Source organism: Microbacterium sp. MM2322, assembly GCF_964186585.1.
Lineage (GTDB): Bacteria > Actinomycetota > Actinomycetes > Actinomycetales > Microbacteriaceae > Microbacterium.
Window position 1 is genome coordinate 2525071 of record NZ_OZ075067.1, and the last position, 18711, is coordinate 2543781.

The 18711-nt window shown below is 64.0% G+C and carries 18 protein-coding genes; 7 read left to right on the forward strand and 11 right to left on the reverse strand.

Annotated features, from left to right (window positions below):
- From rpsI to ABQ271_RS12360, 10 genes are all read right to left on the reverse strand, one after another.
- Positions 1-486, reverse strand: coding sequence for a 30S ribosomal protein S9 (gene rpsI, locus ABQ271_RS12315; RefSeq protein WP_349309036.1), 486 nt, complete (start codon positions 484-486; stop codon positions 1-3).
- A gap of 29 nt (positions 487-515) precedes the next feature.
- On the reverse strand, positions 516-962 hold the full coding sequence (gene rplM, locus ABQ271_RS12320) for a 50S ribosomal protein L13 (RefSeq protein WP_036309904.1): 447 nt from the start codon (positions 960-962) through the stop codon (positions 516-518).
- Positions 963-1151: 189 nt separating this feature from the next.
- Positions 1152-2153, reverse strand: a complete 1002-nt coding sequence (locus tag ABQ271_RS12325; protein WP_349309037.1) for a hypothetical protein — start codon at positions 2151-2153, stop codon at positions 1152-1154.
- Between the two features lie 10 nt (positions 2154-2163).
- A complete protein-coding gene (locus ABQ271_RS12330; RefSeq protein WP_349309038.1) occupies positions 2164-3312 on the reverse strand; it encodes a glycosyltransferase family 4 protein in 1149 nt (382 codons plus the stop codon).
- The gene (locus ABQ271_RS12335; protein WP_349309039.1) at positions 3312-4049 is read right to left on the reverse strand and encodes a glycosyltransferase; all 738 of its coding nucleotides are present in this window, start codon (positions 4047-4049) and stop codon (positions 3312-3314) included. The genes ABQ271_RS12330 and ABQ271_RS12335 overlap by 1 nt, the downstream gene beginning before the upstream one ends.
- Positions 4046-5455: an oligosaccharide flippase family protein gene (locus ABQ271_RS12340; RefSeq protein ID WP_349309040.1), complete on the reverse strand. Its 1410-nt coding sequence runs from the start codon at positions 5453-5455 to the stop codon at positions 4046-4048. Before ABQ271_RS12340 ends, ABQ271_RS12335 begins: the two co-directional genes overlap by 4 nt.
- On the reverse strand, positions 5452-6759 hold the full coding sequence (locus tag ABQ271_RS12345) for an O-antigen ligase family protein (protein ID WP_349309041.1): 1308 nt from the start codon (positions 6757-6759) through the stop codon (positions 5452-5454). The genes ABQ271_RS12340 and ABQ271_RS12345 overlap by 4 nt, the downstream gene beginning before the upstream one ends.
- A 169-nt stretch (positions 6760-6928) precedes the next feature.
- Positions 6929-7501: a CatB-related O-acetyltransferase gene (locus tag ABQ271_RS12350; RefSeq protein WP_349309042.1), complete on the reverse strand. Its 573-nt coding sequence runs from the start codon at positions 7499-7501 to the stop codon at positions 6929-6931.
- A complete protein-coding gene (locus tag ABQ271_RS12355) occupies positions 7501-8628 on the reverse strand; it encodes a glycosyltransferase (RefSeq protein WP_349309043.1) in 1128 nt (375 codons plus the stop codon). Before ABQ271_RS12355 ends, ABQ271_RS12350 begins: the two co-directional genes overlap by 1 nt.
- Complete coding sequence (locus ABQ271_RS12360; protein WP_349309044.1) at positions 8625-9179, reverse strand: acetyltransferase; 555 nt, start codon at positions 9177-9179, stop codon at positions 8625-8627. The genes ABQ271_RS12355 and ABQ271_RS12360 overlap by 4 nt, the downstream gene beginning before the upstream one ends.
- A gap of 52 nt (positions 9180-9231) precedes the next feature.
- Between ABQ271_RS12360 and ABQ271_RS12365 the strand changes: the two genes are divergently transcribed.
- Genes ABQ271_RS12365 through ABQ271_RS12375 form a run of 3 tightly spaced genes read left to right on the forward strand, consistent with a single transcriptional unit; the run spans position 9232 to position 12543 of the window.
- Complete coding sequence (locus ABQ271_RS12365) at positions 9232-10503, forward strand: glycosyltransferase (protein ID WP_349309045.1); 1272 nt, start codon at positions 9232-9234, stop codon at positions 10501-10503.
- Between the two features lie 31 nt (positions 10504-10534).
- Positions 10535-11563: a GDP-mannose 4,6-dehydratase gene (gene gmd / locus ABQ271_RS12370; RefSeq protein WP_349309046.1), complete on the forward strand. Its 1029-nt coding sequence runs from the start codon at positions 10535-10537 to the stop codon at positions 11561-11563.
- Positions 11548-12543 carry a GDP-L-fucose synthase gene (locus ABQ271_RS12375; protein ID WP_349309047.1) on the forward strand — a complete coding sequence of 332 codons (996 nt, stop codon included), beginning with the start codon at positions 11548-11550 and terminating at the stop codon, positions 12541-12543. The genes gmd and ABQ271_RS12375 overlap by 16 nt, the downstream gene beginning before the upstream one ends.
- Positions 12544-12610: 67 nt before the next feature.
- Here ABQ271_RS12375 and ABQ271_RS12380 read toward each other — a convergent pair whose 3' ends face one another.
- The gene (locus ABQ271_RS12380; protein WP_349309048.1) at positions 12611-13060 is read right to left on the reverse strand and encodes a DUF4916 domain-containing protein; all 450 of its coding nucleotides are present in this window, start codon (positions 13058-13060) and stop codon (positions 12611-12613) included.
- Between the two features lie 322 nt (positions 13061-13382).
- Here ABQ271_RS12380 and ABQ271_RS12385 point away from each other — a divergent pair, with 322 nt between their 5' ends.
- The 4 genes from ABQ271_RS12385 to ABQ271_RS12400 all read left to right on the forward strand — a co-directional run bounded on the left by ABQ271_RS12385 (position 13383) and on the right by ABQ271_RS12400 (position 18710).
- Complete coding sequence (locus ABQ271_RS12385) at positions 13383-14456, forward strand: hypothetical protein (protein WP_349309049.1); 1074 nt, start codon at positions 13383-13385, stop codon at positions 14454-14456.
- Positions 14457-14613: 157 nt separating this feature from the next.
- Positions 14614-16128 (forward strand): polysaccharide biosynthesis tyrosine autokinase, encoded by a 1515-nt coding sequence (locus ABQ271_RS12390; protein WP_349309050.1) that lies wholly within the window; start codon positions 14614-14616, stop codon positions 16126-16128.
- Between the two features lie 3 nt (positions 16129-16131).
- Positions 16132-17007: a hypothetical protein gene (locus tag ABQ271_RS12395; protein ID WP_349309051.1), complete on the forward strand. Its 876-nt coding sequence runs from the start codon at positions 16132-16134 to the stop codon at positions 17005-17007.
- Positions 17008-17015: 8 nt separating this feature from the next.
- Complete coding sequence (locus tag ABQ271_RS12400) at positions 17016-18710, forward strand: hypothetical protein (protein ID WP_349309052.1); 1695 nt, start codon at positions 17016-17018, stop codon at positions 18708-18710.
- Position 18711: the final 1 nt, after the last annotated feature.

Consider the following 18711-nt stretch of genomic DNA (forward strand, 5'->3'; position numbering starts at 1 on the left):
TTAACGCTTCGAGTACTGAGGAGCCTTACGCGCCTTCTTGAGACCAGCCTTCTTGCGCTCCTTGACGCGAGCGTCACGGGAGAGGAAGCCGGCCTTCTTAAGGGTCGGGCGGTTGTTCTCTTCGTCGATCTGGTTCAGCGACCGCGCGATGCCGAGGCGCAGGGCGCCGGCCTGGCCCGAGGGGCCACCACCCGAGATGCGGGCGATCACGTCGTAGCCGCCGGCGAGGCCGAGGACCGTGAACGGGTCGTTGATGAGCTGCTGGTGCAGCTTGTTCGGGAAGTAGTCCTCGATCGTGCGGCCGTTCACCGTGATGGTGCCCGAGCCGGGAACCAGACGCACGCGGGCGATGGCCTGCTTGCGGCGGCCGACAGCGGCACCGGGGACGGAGAGCACGGGACGGACCGGGGCAGCCTCAGTGGCAGCCGGGGTCTCGGTCGAGTAGTTCTCAGGGGTCTGGTCGAGGGAGTCAGCGATCTTCGCCATCAGATAATCCTTATTCTTCTCGGCGGCGCTTACTGGGCGACCTGGTCGAAGGTGTACGTGGTGGGCTGCTGGGCAGCGTGCGGGTGCTCAGCACCGCGGTAGACCTTCAGCTTCGTCAGCTGCTGGCGCCCCAGGCTGTTCTTGGGGAGCATGCCGCGAACGGCCTTCTCCACAGCGCGGACCGAGTTCTTCTCGAGGAGCTCGGCGTAGGTGACCGACTTGAGGCCGCCCGGGTAGCCCGAGTGGCGGTAGGCCTTCTTCTGCTCGAGCTTCTGGCCGGTGAGTGCCACCTTGTCGGCGTTGATGATGATCACGAAGTCGCCGGTGTCGACGTGGTTCGCGAAGGTGGGCTTGTGCTTGCCGCGCAGGAGCGTGGCAGCGTGCGAGGCAAGGCGGCCGAGGACGACATCGGATGCGTCGATGACCACCCACTCGCGGGTGATCTCACCAACCTTGGGCGTGTAAGTGCGCGTCACAGTAGTGCTGCTTTCATAGATTCGAACGGAGGAGTTCGTGAATCCCACTCCGGGGTGGTTCGCTCGGGATGCCGGTCGAACACGCCAGTGGAGGGCTCACGTTCGCGGTGCGAGGCCAGCAGGGCGCAGGCACCAAAGCACAACTATACACGAAGGCACACCGCGGTGACACCTAGTCGATGCGCTGAACTACCTCACCAGAGTGACGTTCGGGAGACCATCCAAGGATTGCTCATAGACCCCGGACAGCTTGTGGTAACCAGCCTCTACGAGGTAGACCCGTTTCCCCATTACGGCAGCGGGCAGAGCGATGTGTAAACGGTCCGATACAACGACGTCGGCGGCGGACACGGCGCGGATGTAGTAGCTGAAAGTGGAATACTCCAGCGCACTGACGTCGACCACAGCAACCCTTTGGAAAGCTTCCCGTTGCAACTCGTGCCCTGCTGCGGTCACACGCTCCATCAACTGCGACCCCGCTGCTTCGAGGCGCCGGCGAAAGATTCTGCGTGCCACAGTCGATCGAACCGCATGGGGTAACGCGAAGAACACCTTCCGCGCGACTTGCATGACCAAGGACGCCCTCCGGGCCGACTCGCTAGGAGGGGTTGACAGGCGGGACTCGCCGTCCGTCCGCCCGCCGATGAGCAATTGCACACCAGACGTCGAGGAGCGCGAGAGATGAGGTTGAGCAATCTCTCGGACAAAACGATGGCCGGAGGCGACGACATCGTGGTCCAACAGCAACCGGACGCCGCGCGCTCCAAGATTGGCGCCCCATGCTGACTGGGTCTTCTCGAATGAATACCTCTCGCGAAAGAACCAAAGCGTCTCGGCAGTCCTGCCTTCGAAGATGAAAGAAGGATCGATCGTCTCAAACAGTGCGGACGAGGGGAAGATCACGAGCGGAAGGTCGGGGTGGGCCGCTATGCGCTCGCGGAGAATTGAAGGAAACTGGTACACCTCCAGCAGTGCACCGTTTGGAGGGACGATGATCAGATCCGCCGTGTTGGGGGCTACGCGGTCGATCTTCATTTCTGCGAGCATTCGGTCGAACACTGCGTGCATCAAGAAGTCACCATTGTTGCCCAACAGCCGACCATCACGGTCAGTCATCTCCACGACGTACGCTTTCGCGCCTCGCCACCTGGAAATCTGCTCGAACAGGCCGTCATACTCGGGCCAGTTCACCGATTGACGTCTACTCAGCTCGTCCATTAGCACCCTCCTCTTCTTCGACGCCTTTTTCGAGCCCGCCAAGATATGCAGCCGCGACAGCACGCGTCGAGAACTCAGCGGTGGCATAATCGCGAGCTCCACGGGACATAACGCCCCACTCGTCAGGATTCGCCGCAAGTCCTTGTAGGCTCGCGACCATCTCATCCACGTCGGAAATGACGAAACCACCGCCACTGCGACGAATGACGTCCCCCATGGCACCGACGTCCGAAACTACCGAAGGTAAACCGCTGAACATTGCCTCCGCCAACGCACCAGGAAGCCCTTCAGCTCTCGAAGGCAGGACAAACGCGGCCAAAGACTTTGAGTAGACCGATGATGCATTCGAGACATAACCGACCAGGGTGATGAATTCAGACACGTCCTCCGATGCGGCCCTGAACTTCTTCTCGTATTCGGCGTTGATGAACGGCCCGACGAAAATGGCGCGGGCGGGCACGCCAACATCGCGAAGCCTCCGCACCACCTCCAAGATCAGATGTGGCTGCTTGATGGGACCAAGCTTTCCGCAGAAGAGCAGGGGAAAGTCCTCCGCCGGTGGCGCAGTTCGGTCGACGCTGAATTCATCGCTAACAGGGTTAGCGATGCGTAGAACCTGCTGCTCCTCCGCGCCGAGAGCCAGTGCTTCCGCTCGGATACCGTCAGAAAGCACATAAATTCGATGCGCGCGACGAACAATATGACGAAGCAGAATGCGCTTCGCCGCGCTCGACCACTTTCCCGAGGTGCGCAGATCGCCACCTTCCAGAACGGGAAGAACTACAAGGCTGGTCGATTTTGAAGCCATTAGGGCCGGGATCAGATTCACCCAATACGCGCCATGCAAATGAATATGGGAGTAGCGGCCACGAGTTGCCAGCACGAGCCAGCTGGCTCTCATGGCCCAAGAGATCTGAGCGAGAATCCCGAACCCGTCGCTGCGAACCAGCTCCAAGTTCCTCCGTGACCATCTAGCCCCGGGCTCTCCACTGCTACGGCGTCTATACGCGAGGTCGACAGGAGTCGAGCTCATCGCTCTCACCTCACCGAACAGGCGCTCTTGGAGAACCACAGGACCGGAATATGCTCCCGCGGTTCCCCATGGCGAAAGCACCAACATCGCGTCAGCCATTACTTGCGTCGCTCGACAGCGCTTGCCAGCCGCAAGGCACCTGTTATCAGGCGGGCTCTCAATGGCGCCGGCGGCATGCGATCGATAATGCGCGGCTGCTTTCCCCGAAACCAGCCGTACACTTCACGCCGACCTACATTCATTCCTTTCGCGGACAGAAACGCGGAGCCGCTCTTTCCACCGAAATGGTGCACGTACTGCTCGTGTTCATAGAAGCCAGCGGCAGCAAACCCGGCCACCAAGATTTCCGCCTGCTGTTTCGTGACTGACCACCACCATTGGTGTCCTTCATCCAACGGGTATTTACGATAAATATGGGAGTCGATCAATAGGCAGTAGCCGTCCAGGCGAAGCGGATCACTCGCTACTCCGTAGGAGACTGCGCCCTCTTTGTGGTGCGATAGCAATCGCTCCAGCCAATCAGAACTTCGAATTTCGACATCGCTATTCAGAAGGAGAAAGTGAGTCGATTCTTCCGCCGCCAAGCTGGCGGCAATGTTGTTGCCGCCAGCGAAAAGCGTATTAACCTCGGAAAGTTGTAGCTTATCGATAAGCCCCTCAGCCTTGAGCCCTTCTACAAGATCGACGGTCTCTGGATCAGACGCATTATCGACAACGATCACCTCGTAATCGACATTCTCGGTATTTTGCCGGAGGCTTCGAATTGTGAGATCCACATACTTCGGAGCATTATGGGTCAAAATAAGGATGCTAACAAACCGCTTGTCAGATGTCATCGCGCTTTCCTTTTCCTCCAGCCAATACGTTCTGAGAATGCCCGCCCGAGGAGCACCGAGAGCCAGGCGAGCGCCTGAATCGCGGCAGCGGCCAAAAACACGAGCGCGTACATACCGTCAATCAGCGCGCTCGCTGACAAAAGTGCAGTGGAGATCGCGATAGAGGTTGCGAGGAGGCTAACGGTGAGCCATCCGCCGGACCGCAACACCACACTCATTCGGATCACCCCAAATGCAAGGCGCCAAGCCGTCAGGAAGAGCGCGAATGTGATCAAGTCGACTTGCGCCAGAGTCAAGGCGATTAGCGCGGAGGCCACGGTCTCCACCGCATTGAAGACGGTGCTCTGCCACCACTGCTTGTTCGACTGCTGATACCCCTCGAGCACCGGAGCTATGAGCCTGATCGGCAGGCTCGCCAACATCACGACGGCGACTGGCACGGCGGCTCGCCAATCGGTCGGAACGAATGGGCCAAGAACGATTACCACCGCACCGAGCATCGATACGGCCAGGGCAACTACCGAACCCAGGATCTGCGACAGCTTCACCGCCAGCGTGACGCGCCCGCGCCCCGATTCCTCTCCGAATGCCGAGAGTGCCACCCGTGCCAGCGGAACCGCTAGGAGCCCCGAGATTCCAAGCGAGAGCTGGAAAGCGAGGTAATACAAGCCCAGGGTTTCCTTGTCAGTGACGAACTGCGCGACAAAGAAACCGATCTGAAGCGGCAATGTCATAACTAGCGAATTGACAGCCCACGCGAATCGTTCCCGCGGTGTCGCCGGCTCAGATTCAAGTGACGGCTCGGCGATCCGCCTCCTGAGGTCTCGCAGACAGACGATTTGAACGAGGTAATACGCAAGCGTCGGGATAGCCAGGGCGAGAGCGCTCTCCAGCCAAATCGCAAGCCCCACGCCCAGTAGCAGTTTGAGCGTCGCAGCCAGAAGCTGGGCCATGACCAGTTTTGTGTAGGCCCGCAACTTGACACCCGCCGCGTAGAAGACGTCCGCTTCCCCCTGAAGCGGGATGCTCAAGGCGATCAACACCGCGAGAACTCCGCCCTCCACGCCGGACGCAAAAAACAGGACCACTGCCACTACAAGCGCAGCGGCAGTCAGCACAGCGTTCTGGCGTCTGGTCGCGCGAACCAACCGACTGAAGGAAGTCGAACGACCAGACAAGTACCCATTCACTTCGCCAAAGTTGGCGATGCTCGTGAAAAACGTCAGCGACGAGAGCGAGGCTGCCCAGAGCCCAAACTCAGCAGGGAGCAACCAAATCGCTAGGACGAGCTGACTCGCGGCTGACAGCCCTCGCACGGCTGCGGTCCCGATCGAGAGCGAAACAGCACCTCGCAGGACTCCTCCCACGGGCCTCCCTCCAGGCCCACTCCCGCTAACGGTGCTCATCGGAGGGGGCGCCCTTGAACTTGCGCTCCCGAAATCCAAACAGCTGAGCCCGTGCGCGCGGGCAGGCCGTGGGACTTGCTGTCCGGCAACGTTGGGTCCGACTTTCGAGACGCTGCGAGCACGACTACGACGAGACAGGTGAGGAAGATGCCGAATCCGCGGTTCTCCGTCGGAAATCCGTTCAAGACCGTACAGACAACGAGGCCGACCGCGACGACCGTGTACGTGGGCACCCGAAGTTCTGGGATCGCTGAATGTTTACGTGCTCGTAGCGCGGCCGCAAATACGAGACACACCGCCCAGATCACAGCCACAGCGCCGACAAGGCCAAATTTTGCGAGAACGACCAGCGGAGTGTCTAGCGTGAAGCCCCCGTCGTCCGTATACCCCGAGCGCACCGACGGAAAATTGATCCCGAGTCCCCGACCGAACCAGAAATTTGACAACCAGATCTGCAGAGTCCACTCGTATGCATTCGACCTATCGATGACTGAGCCGTCCTGCTGCACCGCAGACCATCCCGAATCGAGAACTCGATCGAAAAAATCCAGTCGACGAGCTGCGATGCCCCCTCCGAATGTCTCAGAGAAGGCCAGAACGATCCCGTACATGAGCACAGCGGCGGCGCCAGCAACGAGCAGCCGCCCGACCCGTTGGATTAGCCCGCGACGACTGAACACCGCGGCCAACAACAGGCCGACCACCGCGAAAATGGCGGGTTGACGACCTCCTGTGCTTACGAGAATCGCGATCTGGAGGAGACCAAGCATGAGCCAACCGAGCCCGGTCGCCCGGCTGTTGAAATACAGGGTCAACGCAAGGGCGATCCCAGCGAATACGGGCATGGAGGATGCCAGACCAAGCTGCGAGAAGCCGAGAACATCGCCACCTCGCCTCGACAGCCAGGTCGAGAGCGCGAGTGCCGCTGCCATGAGCGACGTGGCCGAAACCAGCACTGTTACGGTCCGCCAAGACAGCCTCAGCCCAGCCTCTACTCCGACCAACAACAGGGCAGGCAGAGACAGATAGCCGACCGCATCACGCAACCAGGAGTCAAGCGAAGCAGACCCGAACCCCAATTGCAGCAGCGAGAGGACCGGCACGATCGCCAGAATGATGGCCGCAACCATGACTGGCTTTATGACTTCTCGATTGAATGGATCGGTACTCGACCATCGGTCGCGTAGGGACCAAAAGGACCATGCACCCAAGATCAAGCACAGCGCAACAAACGCGAGTTTGAGCTGACTGTTTACTGCTGAGTTCTGGAACAAGAAGAGCGTTCCGGCGAGAACAACGGTCAAACGAAGGAACGCTGGGGGTACCAACCAAGCCAGGCTCAGGAGGACGACGGCACCGAAACTGACCAGAATCTGACCGGATGCCGCGCCTGCGATCGCCAGCCCGACGCCTACGGCGACTAGCGACGCGACCCGTGTGAGCGATCGGCTCCGAAAGTTTGTCGGCTGAGGCCTAGTCACGGTCTCGCAACCTCGCCAACTGTTTGAGGTGTTCGGCTTGCTCTACGTCTGTGAAGCGATAGCGGATCACTCGAGCTGGATTGCCGGCGACTATGCCGAACGCTGGCACATCTTTTGTCACGACGCTCCCGGCGGCGATCACCGCACCGTCTCCCACCGAGACGCCCCCGAGCAATACCGCAGATGCGCCGATCCAAACATCGCTTCCCACGGCGACACGGTCGAGCGGTTGACCAGCCCGATCGCCAACCCATTCGCTAAGCGCAATCGGCACTCCCACCTCATCTATGCGATGGTCAAGCTTCCCCACTATCTGGACGCCGCGCGCAATCAACGCGAAATCCCCGATCGACCCGTCCACTTCAACCAACGAACCTTTCCCGATAGAGACGTTCCGTCCCAGGGTCAAGCCATGCGGGCTGCCCACGTAAGACCCCAGACCAAGACGAAGTCCCGGTCCGTGGGTCACGTTGGGGCCGATCTGGCGGCTATTCAGGATCTTGCGCGCCAGACGCTCCACCACTTTCGGAAGCCGGCTTCGATTTGCCGGGATCGAAGAATTCATCACGCAGGCCACCCGTCTTTGTTCAGGTCCTGATTGCTCCCGCGAAGCGCGCTTGCTAGCCCCTCAGCCATCTGTTCGGCCGAATAAGCACGACGCACTCGCGCAGCCAGACTCGGGCGATCCTGCTCCGGCAGAGCCTCGAGTTCACTCACGATGGCGCTTGCGAGCGAATCTGGGCAGTCGCTCTCGAAGAATTTGATCCCGCCGAACCTCGCAAGCTCGATCTCGGGTGCATGAGGTTCATCCTTGGCGACGAGCACGGGCACGCCGAATCCAAGGGATTGGGTGACACTGAGCCCGGCGTATCCGGGCGAGACGGCAGCCACAACATTGCGGTAAATGGATTGCAGCTGTACCGGAGACGTGATCTCTCCGTGAAACCTCGTCCGCTCGCCAACGCCCAACTCTGACGCGAGGCGTTTCAAGCGCTCCTCTTCGTCACCTGAACCCACCACCTCGACGATGACCCCTGCTGAGACTGCAGCTGGCACGGCCAGAGCCCGAATCAGCAGCTCTACCTTCTTCGATGCGACCAACCTGCCGACATAAAGGACTGAAGTTGTTGCGGACCCCGCGACTGCGGGCGTCATCTGTGTCGCCGGGTACAGAGAATTTGGCGCGACCCAAAGCGGGACCCCAGGGTTCATCTCTCTAGCCGGCATAACGCTGTCGTAGCCATACAGGACGGTCCCGTCGGCAAGCCCCCTCATCAGTTCCCTGAGACGGCTCGTAGCACTGTGCCTTCCCTTGCGCGGGCTCAGATGGCCCCACAGGAGGGTCCGGCGCCCGCGGGTCTTCCGTGCGAGCAAGATCAGCCAGCTAGTCACACTGCGCGGGTTTAAGTCCAGGATGCTGACATCTGCTCGGATAGCCGCGCCCCAGCCTCCTAGCTGTAGTAACAGCCGACCGAGAATGGATACGTTCCTTACGAGCGTGTAGTCCTCGGGCGCGACTCCCGTTCGCACAGACCTGTCGAGCTGACTGGACCCCGAGTAGATCGCCAGATCGCTGCCGAACTCCCGCCGGAGCACATCTATACAGGCTTGGCGGTAAAAGGGAAGCACAGCGAGGTAGAGCACATAACGCGGTGGTCTGTGAGCCTGGGCAGCGGAGAAGGATCTACTCATGCGAAACGGTCACCCACTAGCGCGCAGTCGGGGCCTGCAACGATCGCGCCGGGCGCGATAACGCCTGAGACAACGGTCATCGGGCGAGCCAGCACTGATCGGCCGACGTGAGCTCCGCCCAGGACAATGCATCTGGTCGTGATCCACGCGCCTTCGTCGATCGTTACAGGGCGAGTGATCAGCGCCATGTCACGACGGTGGCGGTGACTCCCTGTAGTCAGGAAGGTCTCTTGAGAGATGACGACGTCGTGCCCGACGCTGATGAAGTCTTGGTTGTGAAACCACACGCCTTCGCCGATCCAGGAACGATCACCCACGTGCAGCTTCCACGGAAACTTCACGCGCGTCCGCGGGCGGAAGACGACCCCGTGCCCGATCTCAGCGCCGAATGCCCGCAACACCCGCACCCGCAGGCCCGAACTGATCTGCCAGGGATTCGTCACGAACAACAGCTCGCACACTGCCCAGAGATAGACGAACCACGCCGGCCGGTCCCACGCTGCGCGCTCACCGGGGGCCTTCGAGAGATCGATCACCGGGATGTCAGACATCGTCCACCTTCCGAAACCAGGCCGAAACCGACGCGCGGCTAGGGTCAAGAGCATGTCGCGTCCCGCCCCCGCAGTCACTGTACTGGGAGTCAACTACCCCCCAGAGCCGACCGGCATCTCCCCCTACACCGGCGCGATGACACGTGGATTATCGAAGCGGGGATACCGGACGCACGTGGTCACGACGCATCCTCATTATCCGGAGTGGCGTGTGTCGGCAGGTTACGGACAGTGGTCGCGGAGGGAACATCTCGACGGAGTCGACGCGCTGAGACTTCGCCACTACGTCCCGTCGAAGCCCAGCGGCATCCGGCGTCTGCTCTCCGAGCTCAGCTTCGGGGCGCGCCTGCTCTTCGCCCCGCTGCGCGGTCGCGACGCCGTCGTACTGGTCTCGCCCGCGCTCTTCTCGTCCGCATTTGCGGCCCTTCGCCTGCGACTCCTGCACCGGAAGACCCCCGTCGTCGTCTGGGTCCAAGACCTGTACTGGCTCGGTCTGCGCGAAACCGGTCAGGACGGCGGGCTCAGCAGCAAGGTGATCAAGACGACCGAGAAGTGGCTGCTGTCCACTGCCGATCGGGTCGTCGTCATCCATGACCGCTTCGCGGCCCGCGTCGCTGAGGACTTCGGTCTCGCTGAAGACCGCATTCACGTCGTCCGCAACTGGACCCACCTGGCCCCGACGGCTCCTATCGATCGGGCAGCGGCACGAGCGGCGCTCGGATGGGGCGACGAGGTCGTCGTGCTTCACGCCGGCAACATGGGCATCAAACAGGGGCTCGGCAATGTGATCGATGCGGCCCGGCTCGCCGAGGAACAAGGGTCCCCCATCCGCTTCGTCCTCATGGGTGGTGGCGGCGAGCGCGACCGGCTCAAGGCTCTCGGCGAGGGCGTCTCCACCCTGGAGTTCATCGACCCACTGCCCGATGCCGAGTTCTCCGCGGCTCTGGCGGCTGCCGACATCCTGCTCGTCAACGAGTACCCGGGCGTCAGCGAGATGGCCGTCCCCAGCAAGTTGACGTCATATTTCTCGAGCGGCCGACCCGTCATCGCCGCAACGGACAAGAACGGCATCACCGCCGATGAGATCCGCGCGGCAGGCGCGGGAGTCGTCGTACCGGCGGCCAGTCCACGCTCGCTCGTCGACGCGAGCCTCGACCTCGGGCGCGATCACGAGCGTGCTGAGCTGCTCGGTCAGAACGGCCGGCGGTACCGCGAGACCGTGCTCGACGAAACATTCGCGATCGATTCGTTCGCTACTCTTCTCCGAACGCTCATCGACGGAGACCGTGCGCGGCCTCCGCGTCCAGTCGTTTCGGCGAGTTGACTGCCTCGTCTAGCCCAGGGGGAACCTCACTGTGACCAAGCGCGCTCTCATCACCGGCATCACCGGCCAGGATGGCTCGTACCTCGCCGAACTGCTGCTCTCGAAGGGCTATGAGGTGCACGGTCTGATCCGTCGCGCGTCAACCTTCAACACGCATCGCATCAACCACCTCTACGTCGACCCGCACGACCCCACCGCGAAGCTCTTCCTTCATTACGGAGACCTCAGCGACGGCGCCCGCATGGTGACGCTCATGAGCGAGATCAACCCGGATGAGGTGTACAACCTTGCCGCTCAGTCGCACGTGCGCGTCTCGTTCGACGAGCCCGAGCACACTGCCGACACGACCGGTACCGGTACGGTGCGTCTGCTCGAGGCGGTCCGCCTGTCGGGCATCAAGACGCGGTTCTATCAGGCATCCACGTCGGAGCTGTTCGGTGCGACCCCTCCGCCGCAGGGCGAAGACACCCCGTTCTACCCCCGCTCCCCCTACGGTGTCGCGAAGTTGTACTCCTATTGGATTGTGAAGAACTACCGCGAGGCGTACGACATGTTCGCCGTCAACGGGATCCTCTTCAACCACGAGTCCCCGCGGCGTGGGGAGACGTTCGTGACGCGCAAGATCACCCGCGCCGTCGCCCGCATCAAGGCGGGTGTGCAGAAGGATCTGTATCTCGGCAATCTGGAGTCGATCCGTGACTGGGGCTACGCCGCCGAGTACGTCGAAGGCATGTGGCGGATGCTGCAGGCCGATGAGCCGGAGGACTTCGTCCTCGGCACCGGGGTCGGCTACACGATCAAGGACTTCCTCGAGACGTCGTTCGGTCACGTCGGACTCGACTGGCAGGAGTTCGTGCGCTTCGACGAACGCTACCTGCGTCCCACCGAGGTCGACGCTCTCATCGGCGACCCGTCGAAGGCTGCCGACAAGCTCGGCTGGGTTCCCACCATCCACGGGAAGGAACTCGCGACCCTCATGGTTGACGCCGACGTGGAAGCACTCGACAAGGGCCCGGAATGGATCGACACCGTGAAGCTGGCCTCATGGGGGACCGCGTGAGCACCGCCGTCGACGGCGTCGCCTACGCACCCGGCGAACTCGACCGGGATGCGACGTTCTACGTCGCCGGCCACCGGGGCCTCGTCGGCTCGGCGATCGTCCGCAAACTCGAGGCCGAAGGGTTCACCCACGTCGTCGGCAAGACCTCTGCCGAGCTCGACCTGAAGAACCGTGACGACGTCTTCGCCTACATGGCGGAGATCAAGCCGCGGTACGTGGTGCTCGCGGCTGCGAAGGTCGGCGGCATCCTCGCCAACAGCACGTACCCGGTCGATTTCCTCTCCGACAACATGCGGATCCAGACCAACGTCCTCGACGCGGCGCTCGCCCAAGAGGTCGAGCGCGTCGCGTTCCTCGGATCGTCCTGCATCTACCCGAAGTTCGCCGAGCAACCCATTCGCGAGGACTCGCTGTTGACGGGTCACCTCGAGCCCACGAACGACGCGTACGCGATCGCGAAGATCGCCGGCATCCTCCACACCCAAGCCGTCCGCCGCCAATACGGGCTCCCCTGGATCAGCGCAATGCCCACCAACCTCTACGGACCCAACGACAACTTCTCACCCAAGGGCTCCCACGTCCTCCCCGCCCTCATCCGCCGCTACGACGACGCCGCGAAAACCGGTGCCGACACGGTGACGAACTGGGGCACCGGCACCCCGCGCCGCGAGTTCCTCCACTCCGACGACATGGCCGACGCCGTCCTGCACCTCATGGAGCACTACGACGGGCCCGACCAAGTCAACGTCGGCACCGGCAGCGATGTCACCATCCGAGAAATCGCCGAGACCATCGCAGGCGTGACGGGCTTCGCTGGTGAGACCGAATGGGACACCACGAAGCCCGACGGCACACCGCAAAAGCTCCTCGACGTCTCCAAGCTCGCCGACGCCGGCTGGACCGCGAAGATCAGCCTGCAAGAGGGCCTCGAACGCACCGTCGCCTGGTACCACGACCACACCGACACCATCCGCGAGTAACCGGCGGCCTACCGTCGTACTGGTGGAGCGGCAACTACCTCACGCGAGCAGTCGCCGCACAAGATCCTCACCCCGGCCACATCGGAACCGGCAGATTGTCGATTCCGAAGTAGGCGAAGTCCGTCGCCTCGTTGCGCGGTGACGGTTGACCGGTGAGCTCGACAACGTAGGAAAGACCCACCGAGTGCTTGCGCGGATCGTCGCCGTGGGCGGTGCCGTCACTGGGTGCGAGCTCCGGAGGGAACCATTCGTAGACGTGATCGGGCTGCGCATTGAGTCCGATCGCGACACCGACGGACAGCGTGTCCTCCGCATGGCGACGAAGCGCCTGCACGATCGTCTCGCCGCGCTGCACGCGCCCGCCGAGGTGACACCACACGTCACCGAACGGCGAGTGGCGGAGGATGAGGCCGACCTGACGCCCTGCGTCGCCCGCGCGCACCGGGACGAAGTCGACGCAGAGAAGCGGAACGGATGCTTCGATCAACGCGTAGGTGTCATCAGGGAGAAACGTCACAGCACGATCCTCTCGCGTTGTTTACGCGCCCGTTCATGCGTGGCGCCCGCCCTTCGATGAGTGCAGCGCTTCCGCTGCAACGGTCGCGCCTCTCGAGGACCGCACAGATCGTGCCGTACCCACTAGTGTGAGGCGAGCGCCGGCTGGGGCAGGCGCATTCACAACTAAAAGGGGGAACGTCTTGGGCTTTTCATTTCGCCTGAGTGCGACCAGCGCTATCGCTGCAGCAGTACTCACGCTCGGCTTTGTCTCACCGGCGAACGCGGCACAGCCCGTTGGAGTCGTCTCGGCGTCGTCAGCGACGGCCGTAGCCACCCAGTCGATGCGTGCTGGCACACCGACCATCTCGGGCAAGGCCGTGGTCGGGCAGACGTTGAAGGCTGCCAGCGGTCAGTGGACGGTTGGGGCTTCGCTCGCCTACCGCTGGCACGCCAACGGGAAGGCCATTACGGGAGCGACGCGAGCTTCGCTGGCCATCTCTCCGTCGCTCTTGGGAAAGAGGGTCTCGGTAACCGTCATTGGGTCTCTGGCGGGTTACAAGACCACGTCGAAAACCTCGAAGGCGACAACCGCGATCCTTGCAGGCTCCCTCTCGTCCCGGACGCCGACCGTCTCGGGACCGGTGCGCGTAGGTGAGACCCTGAGCGTTAAACCGGGCACGTGGACCTCCGGGACTAGCTTCACCTTCAAGTGGTACGCGGGCAAAACACCCATCAAGTCAGCAACGGGTTCGACTCTCTACGTCTCCGCAAGCCTGAAGGGCAAAAAGATCACCGTGCAGGTGACCGGGAAAAAGGCGGGGTACTCGACCGTCGCGAAGAAGTCGAAGGCCACCGCGCCTGTCGGGAGCGCCTCGTGGGCAACGTCGAAGTACGGGTCTTTTGGAGAGCGGCGCTACACCGGTGAGGGTGATGACGTCATCAAACTCCCGGCGGGCGCCAAAGCAGGAATCGTGCTCGCGTCTCACCGCGGCGATTCCAACTTCGTCATCTTGTCGTCTACCAGCAACGGCGACTACGGCGAGCTCCTCGTGAACGAGATCGGCGATTACAGCGGCACGACCGCTTTCGGTCTCGACTCTTGGGACCGGGGCAAAAGCAAGTTTCTCGAAATAACAGCCGACGGCCCGTGGGAGATCAGAATCCGACCGCTGACGCGGGCATCCACTCTGCCGTCGTCCGGACGCGGTGACGGGGTTTTCCAGTACAAGACCACCTCGACCGCCACCCGCGCCATTTCGCACTCGGGTGACTCGAACTTCGTCATCCAGAACTACCGCGGGTCAAGTTCGGACCTCGTGGTGAACGAAATCGGTGACTACTCGGGGCGGAAACGTTTCGGAGCTGGCCCGAGCATTGTCGTGGTCAACGCAGATGGAACGTGGCGAATCCGCTAAGTCCCCTGCTACCTGGGGGCGGCCTGCCCACGTAGGCCGGCCGTCCCCTGCGCTGCGTGCTCGAATGCAAGCCCACGCGTCATCTGCCCGACACAGCGCTGTGGCAGACTGACCGGAATGATGGCACGTCCGCCCGGGCGTAGGCACGAGAGGCACCATGGAGCTCAGCGACTACATCCGCGTCCTCCGCAAGAACTGGCTGGTCATCGTCGTGCTGACGCTGCTCGGACTGGGCGCGGCCGCCGCGTACTCGCTCACGCGCACACCCGTGTACGAGTCGTCGAGCAGCGTGGCCGTGTCGACTCAGACCGGCGGCACGGCATCCGACATCCAGCAGGGTGCCAACTTCGCCCAGACGCGCATCAACACGTACGTCGGTCTTGCGACGACACCCATCGTGCTCAACCCGGTGATCGCTGAGCTCAACCTCGGCGTCACTGCCGAGAAGCTCGCGTCACAGGTCAGCGCATCTTCGGCCCTGAACACCACGATCATCACGATCTCGGTGTCGGACCCTGACCCTGTCGCCGCCGCCGACCTCGCGAATCAGGTCGCCGCCAGCCTCTCTACCGTCGTGCCCGAGATCGAGCCGCAGATCGAAGAGGGCGGCAGCCCCATCCGCCTCACGCGCGTCAGCGACGCGCAGCCCGCGCTCTCGCCCGCGAGCCCCAATGTTCCGCTCAACCTCGCGCTCGGCGCGCTGGTCGGCCTCGCCCTCGGAATCGGCCTCGCGGTGCTGCGCACCGTTCTCGACAACAAGGTCCGGACGCCCCGCGACGCCGAGGCCATCACCTCTGCTCCCTCGCTCGGCGCGATCGCGTTCGACACGAAGGCGAAAGACCGCCCGCTCATCGTCCACGCCGATCCGCTCAGCCCTCGGGCCGAGTCGTTCCGTGCGCTGCGCACGAACCTGCAGTTCCTCGACATGGGCGGCCGCTCGAGCTTCGTCATCACAAGCTCGGTCCCGAGCGAAGGCAAGTCCACCACCACGATCAACCTCGCGATCGCTCTCGCCGACGCGGGCAAGAAGGTGGCTCTCCTCGACACCGATCTGCGCAAGCCGAAGGTGGCCGAGTACCTCGGCATCGAAGGCGGCGTGGGCCTGACCGACGTGCTCATCGGGCGGACCCGCGTCGGTGACGTCATGCTGCCCTGGGGTGGCCGCAGCTTGTTCGTCCTCCCCGCGGGCAAGATTCCGCCGAACCCGAGCGAGCTTCTCGGGTCGAAGCAGATGGCGACCCTTCTCGAGGTGCTCGAGCGCGACTTCGACGTCGTGCTCTGCGACGCGCCCCCGCTTCTCCCCGTGACCGACGCCGCCATCCTGGCTCGCGGCACGAGCGGCGCGATCCTGGTCGCCTCGGCCGGCAAGGTCACCCGCCACCAGCTCGAAGGTGCGGTCGAGGCCCTCCACACCGTCGGCGCCAAAGTCGCCGGATTCGTCATGTCGATGGTGCCCACGCGCGGTCCCGACTCGTACTACAGCGGCTACGGGTACGGCTATGGGTACGGCTACGGCAAGTACGGCTACACGCAGGAGCAGCCCAAGGCCGCACGCGGACGCAAGCGCAAGGCGCCCGTCGCCGTCGTCCCCGACACCATGCCGGAGATGGGCAGCATCGGCTTCGATTCACGGCGCGACGCACGAAGCGCCGGCGACTCCACCGCTCGCTGAGCCATGGCACGCCGGTCGACGGTTCGCCGCGGGCTGCCCTCGGTCGTCGTGGCGATCCTGGTCGTCGCCCTCACTGTCGCCGTCGGCGCGCTCGTCGTGCTCGCACTGCAGCGCGCGCAGGGTGACAGCGTTCCGAGCGGCGCACAATCTGCACCTCCCGTCGCCTCCACTCCCCCGTCCCCATCTCCGTCGGCGAGCGCCGTCGCGCTGACTCCCCCGGGGGCCGCAGAACGCTTCCTCGCCGTCGGCGCCGACATGATCTGGCGCGCAACGGCAGGCGTCTGCGGGGGCGACCCTCCCGTGCTCGAGCGATCCGACGACGGCGGAGACACCTGGGCCGACGTCACCCCGACATACCGGGGCATCGCGCAGATCCGCGACCTCCTGCCCTTCGCCGACACCGAAGCCGACCTCGTCGCCGATGTCGGCGACGACTGCGAGACCCAAGCCCTGCGCACCTTCACCCAGGGCACCTTCTGGTCTCCGTACGACGACCTGCTCGCGCAGTCCACCTACCTCGACGGGGCTTCCGTCATCGTCGACGGCACCGCGCTCGACGCACCCTGCGCCCAACCCTGGGGCCTTCGCGCCTCCGGCGACACCGCCGCCTTCATCTGCGACGGCACGGCCTACGCCACGACCGACGGACGAACCTCCCCGATCGGCACCGGCGTCAGGGCACTCGACGTCCTCGACGGCACGGTGGTCGGCGCCACCACGGCGCCCGACTGCGACGGCATCCAACTGGCCGTGCTGAGCCCCGATCCCGAGCCGCTCGCCTGCGTCGAGGGGGATGCCGCCGCCCCGCTCGCGCTGTCGCTCACCGCCGACACGATCACCGTGTGGGCAGGAGACGAGCTCGTCAGAACGGCACGCTGATGCGACGGATGGGCCGGGTATGGCGCGCCCTCGGGACGACGTTCGTCAGCGGCCAGTACTTCACACGGTGGTCGATGATCCTCGCCCTCGCCGTCGGAGTTCTGCTCAGCGTCCCCAGCGTCGGCGAAGCATCGTTCCTGGGCTATCTGCGGGGTGTCACGGTCGCGGCGCTCGGTTCACCTCTTCTCATCGCCATCGGATTCGCCGCGGCGTGGGCCGAACGCCGCCTCGAACGTCCGGCCTACCGCGCCGCCGTGGTCGCCGGAGCCATCCTGGCGATCTCGGCCATCCGGCCGTTCGTCAACGACGCGGCGAGCACGCTCGTGTTCGCGACGTCGACCGGCGCCAACTGGCCGACGCGCATCACCACCAACCTGGTCACGCTGACCGTGCTCCTCACGGTGTGCGCGCTGACCGTCACGTACCACCGGCACCTCCGCGCCACCACGGCACGACTGCAGCTCGCGGGCGCGCAGATGCGGGCCGGCATCGCAGAGGTCCGTCGGCTGCGCGAGGAAGCGACCGCCACCCGGCACCGCCTCGTCGACGAGTTGCGATCCGCGCGCGACCGTCTCCTCGCGCAGCCGCTCGACTTCGACGCCGTGCGGGACTACGCCGACCGGACGCGCGCGGCATCCCACGCTTTGAACGGATTGCGATCCGCTCCCTCCGCAGAATCCCTCGAGGGGGTGGACGTGGGCGAGAGCCAGCGCATCCCCTTCGCCGGTCGACTCGGCAAGACCCCGCCGCTCGCCGTCGGTCTCACGTACGTGGGCGCCACGCTGCCGTTCGGGCTCGCCCACGGCGGACCGTCGGTCGCTGTCACCGCAGTCCTCGTGTGCGCCGCGCTCGACGTGATCGCCGTCGGCCTCGTCAGGGCCACTCGCCGGCTTCGGCCGCGACTCCGCGGCGTCCTCTTCGTCGCCATCTGGGTGGCCGTCGGGGTCGGGGTGATGGAACTCACCTTCGTCCTCCTCCCCGAGGTCGGCTCCCTCGGGCTCGTTCCGCTCGCGGGCATCCCCCTCACCGCCGTGATCATCAGCCTGTGCGTCGACGTGTACCGCCGCGCGCGCGCCGAGGAGCAACGCGCGACAGGCGTCCTCCTCGAATCGGCACGGCGGCTCGCCGCCGAGGTCGACGCGGCCCGGGCCCCCGTGCAGCGTGCCACCGATCTGCTGCACGGCCGGCTGCAAGGCCGGTGCGTCATCCTCGCCGCGCATGTCGACGAGAACATCCCCGACCGCGAGACGCTCGACACCTTCCGATCCCAGACCGACACCATCCTCGATGAGGTGCGGGATGACGGTATCGCGTCGACGGGCGGGGGCGAGGACGTCGACGACCTCGTGCGGGCCTGGTCGGTCGTGATGGGGGTGAGCGTGAAGATCGCCGACGATGCCCGCGACGGGCTCGCCGGGCTGCCCCTCGGCGACGACGTCACCGGCCTCGTCAACGAAGGACTCGTGAACGCGGTCAAGCACTCCGGCGCTCGGTGGGCCGAGATCGAGATCGGACGCGACGGCAACCGCGTTCACGTGCGGGTCGCGAGCCCCGGCATCCTCACCGTCATGGGCCCCGGTGACAACGGACGCGTGACGGGCATCGGTACCCGGGGCGACGGCACGACGCTGCGTCAGCTGGGCGACCGGGTCGTCCTCGAAGGAGTGTTCCCGATTCCGAGCGCGAACGTGACGGCGAGCTGAC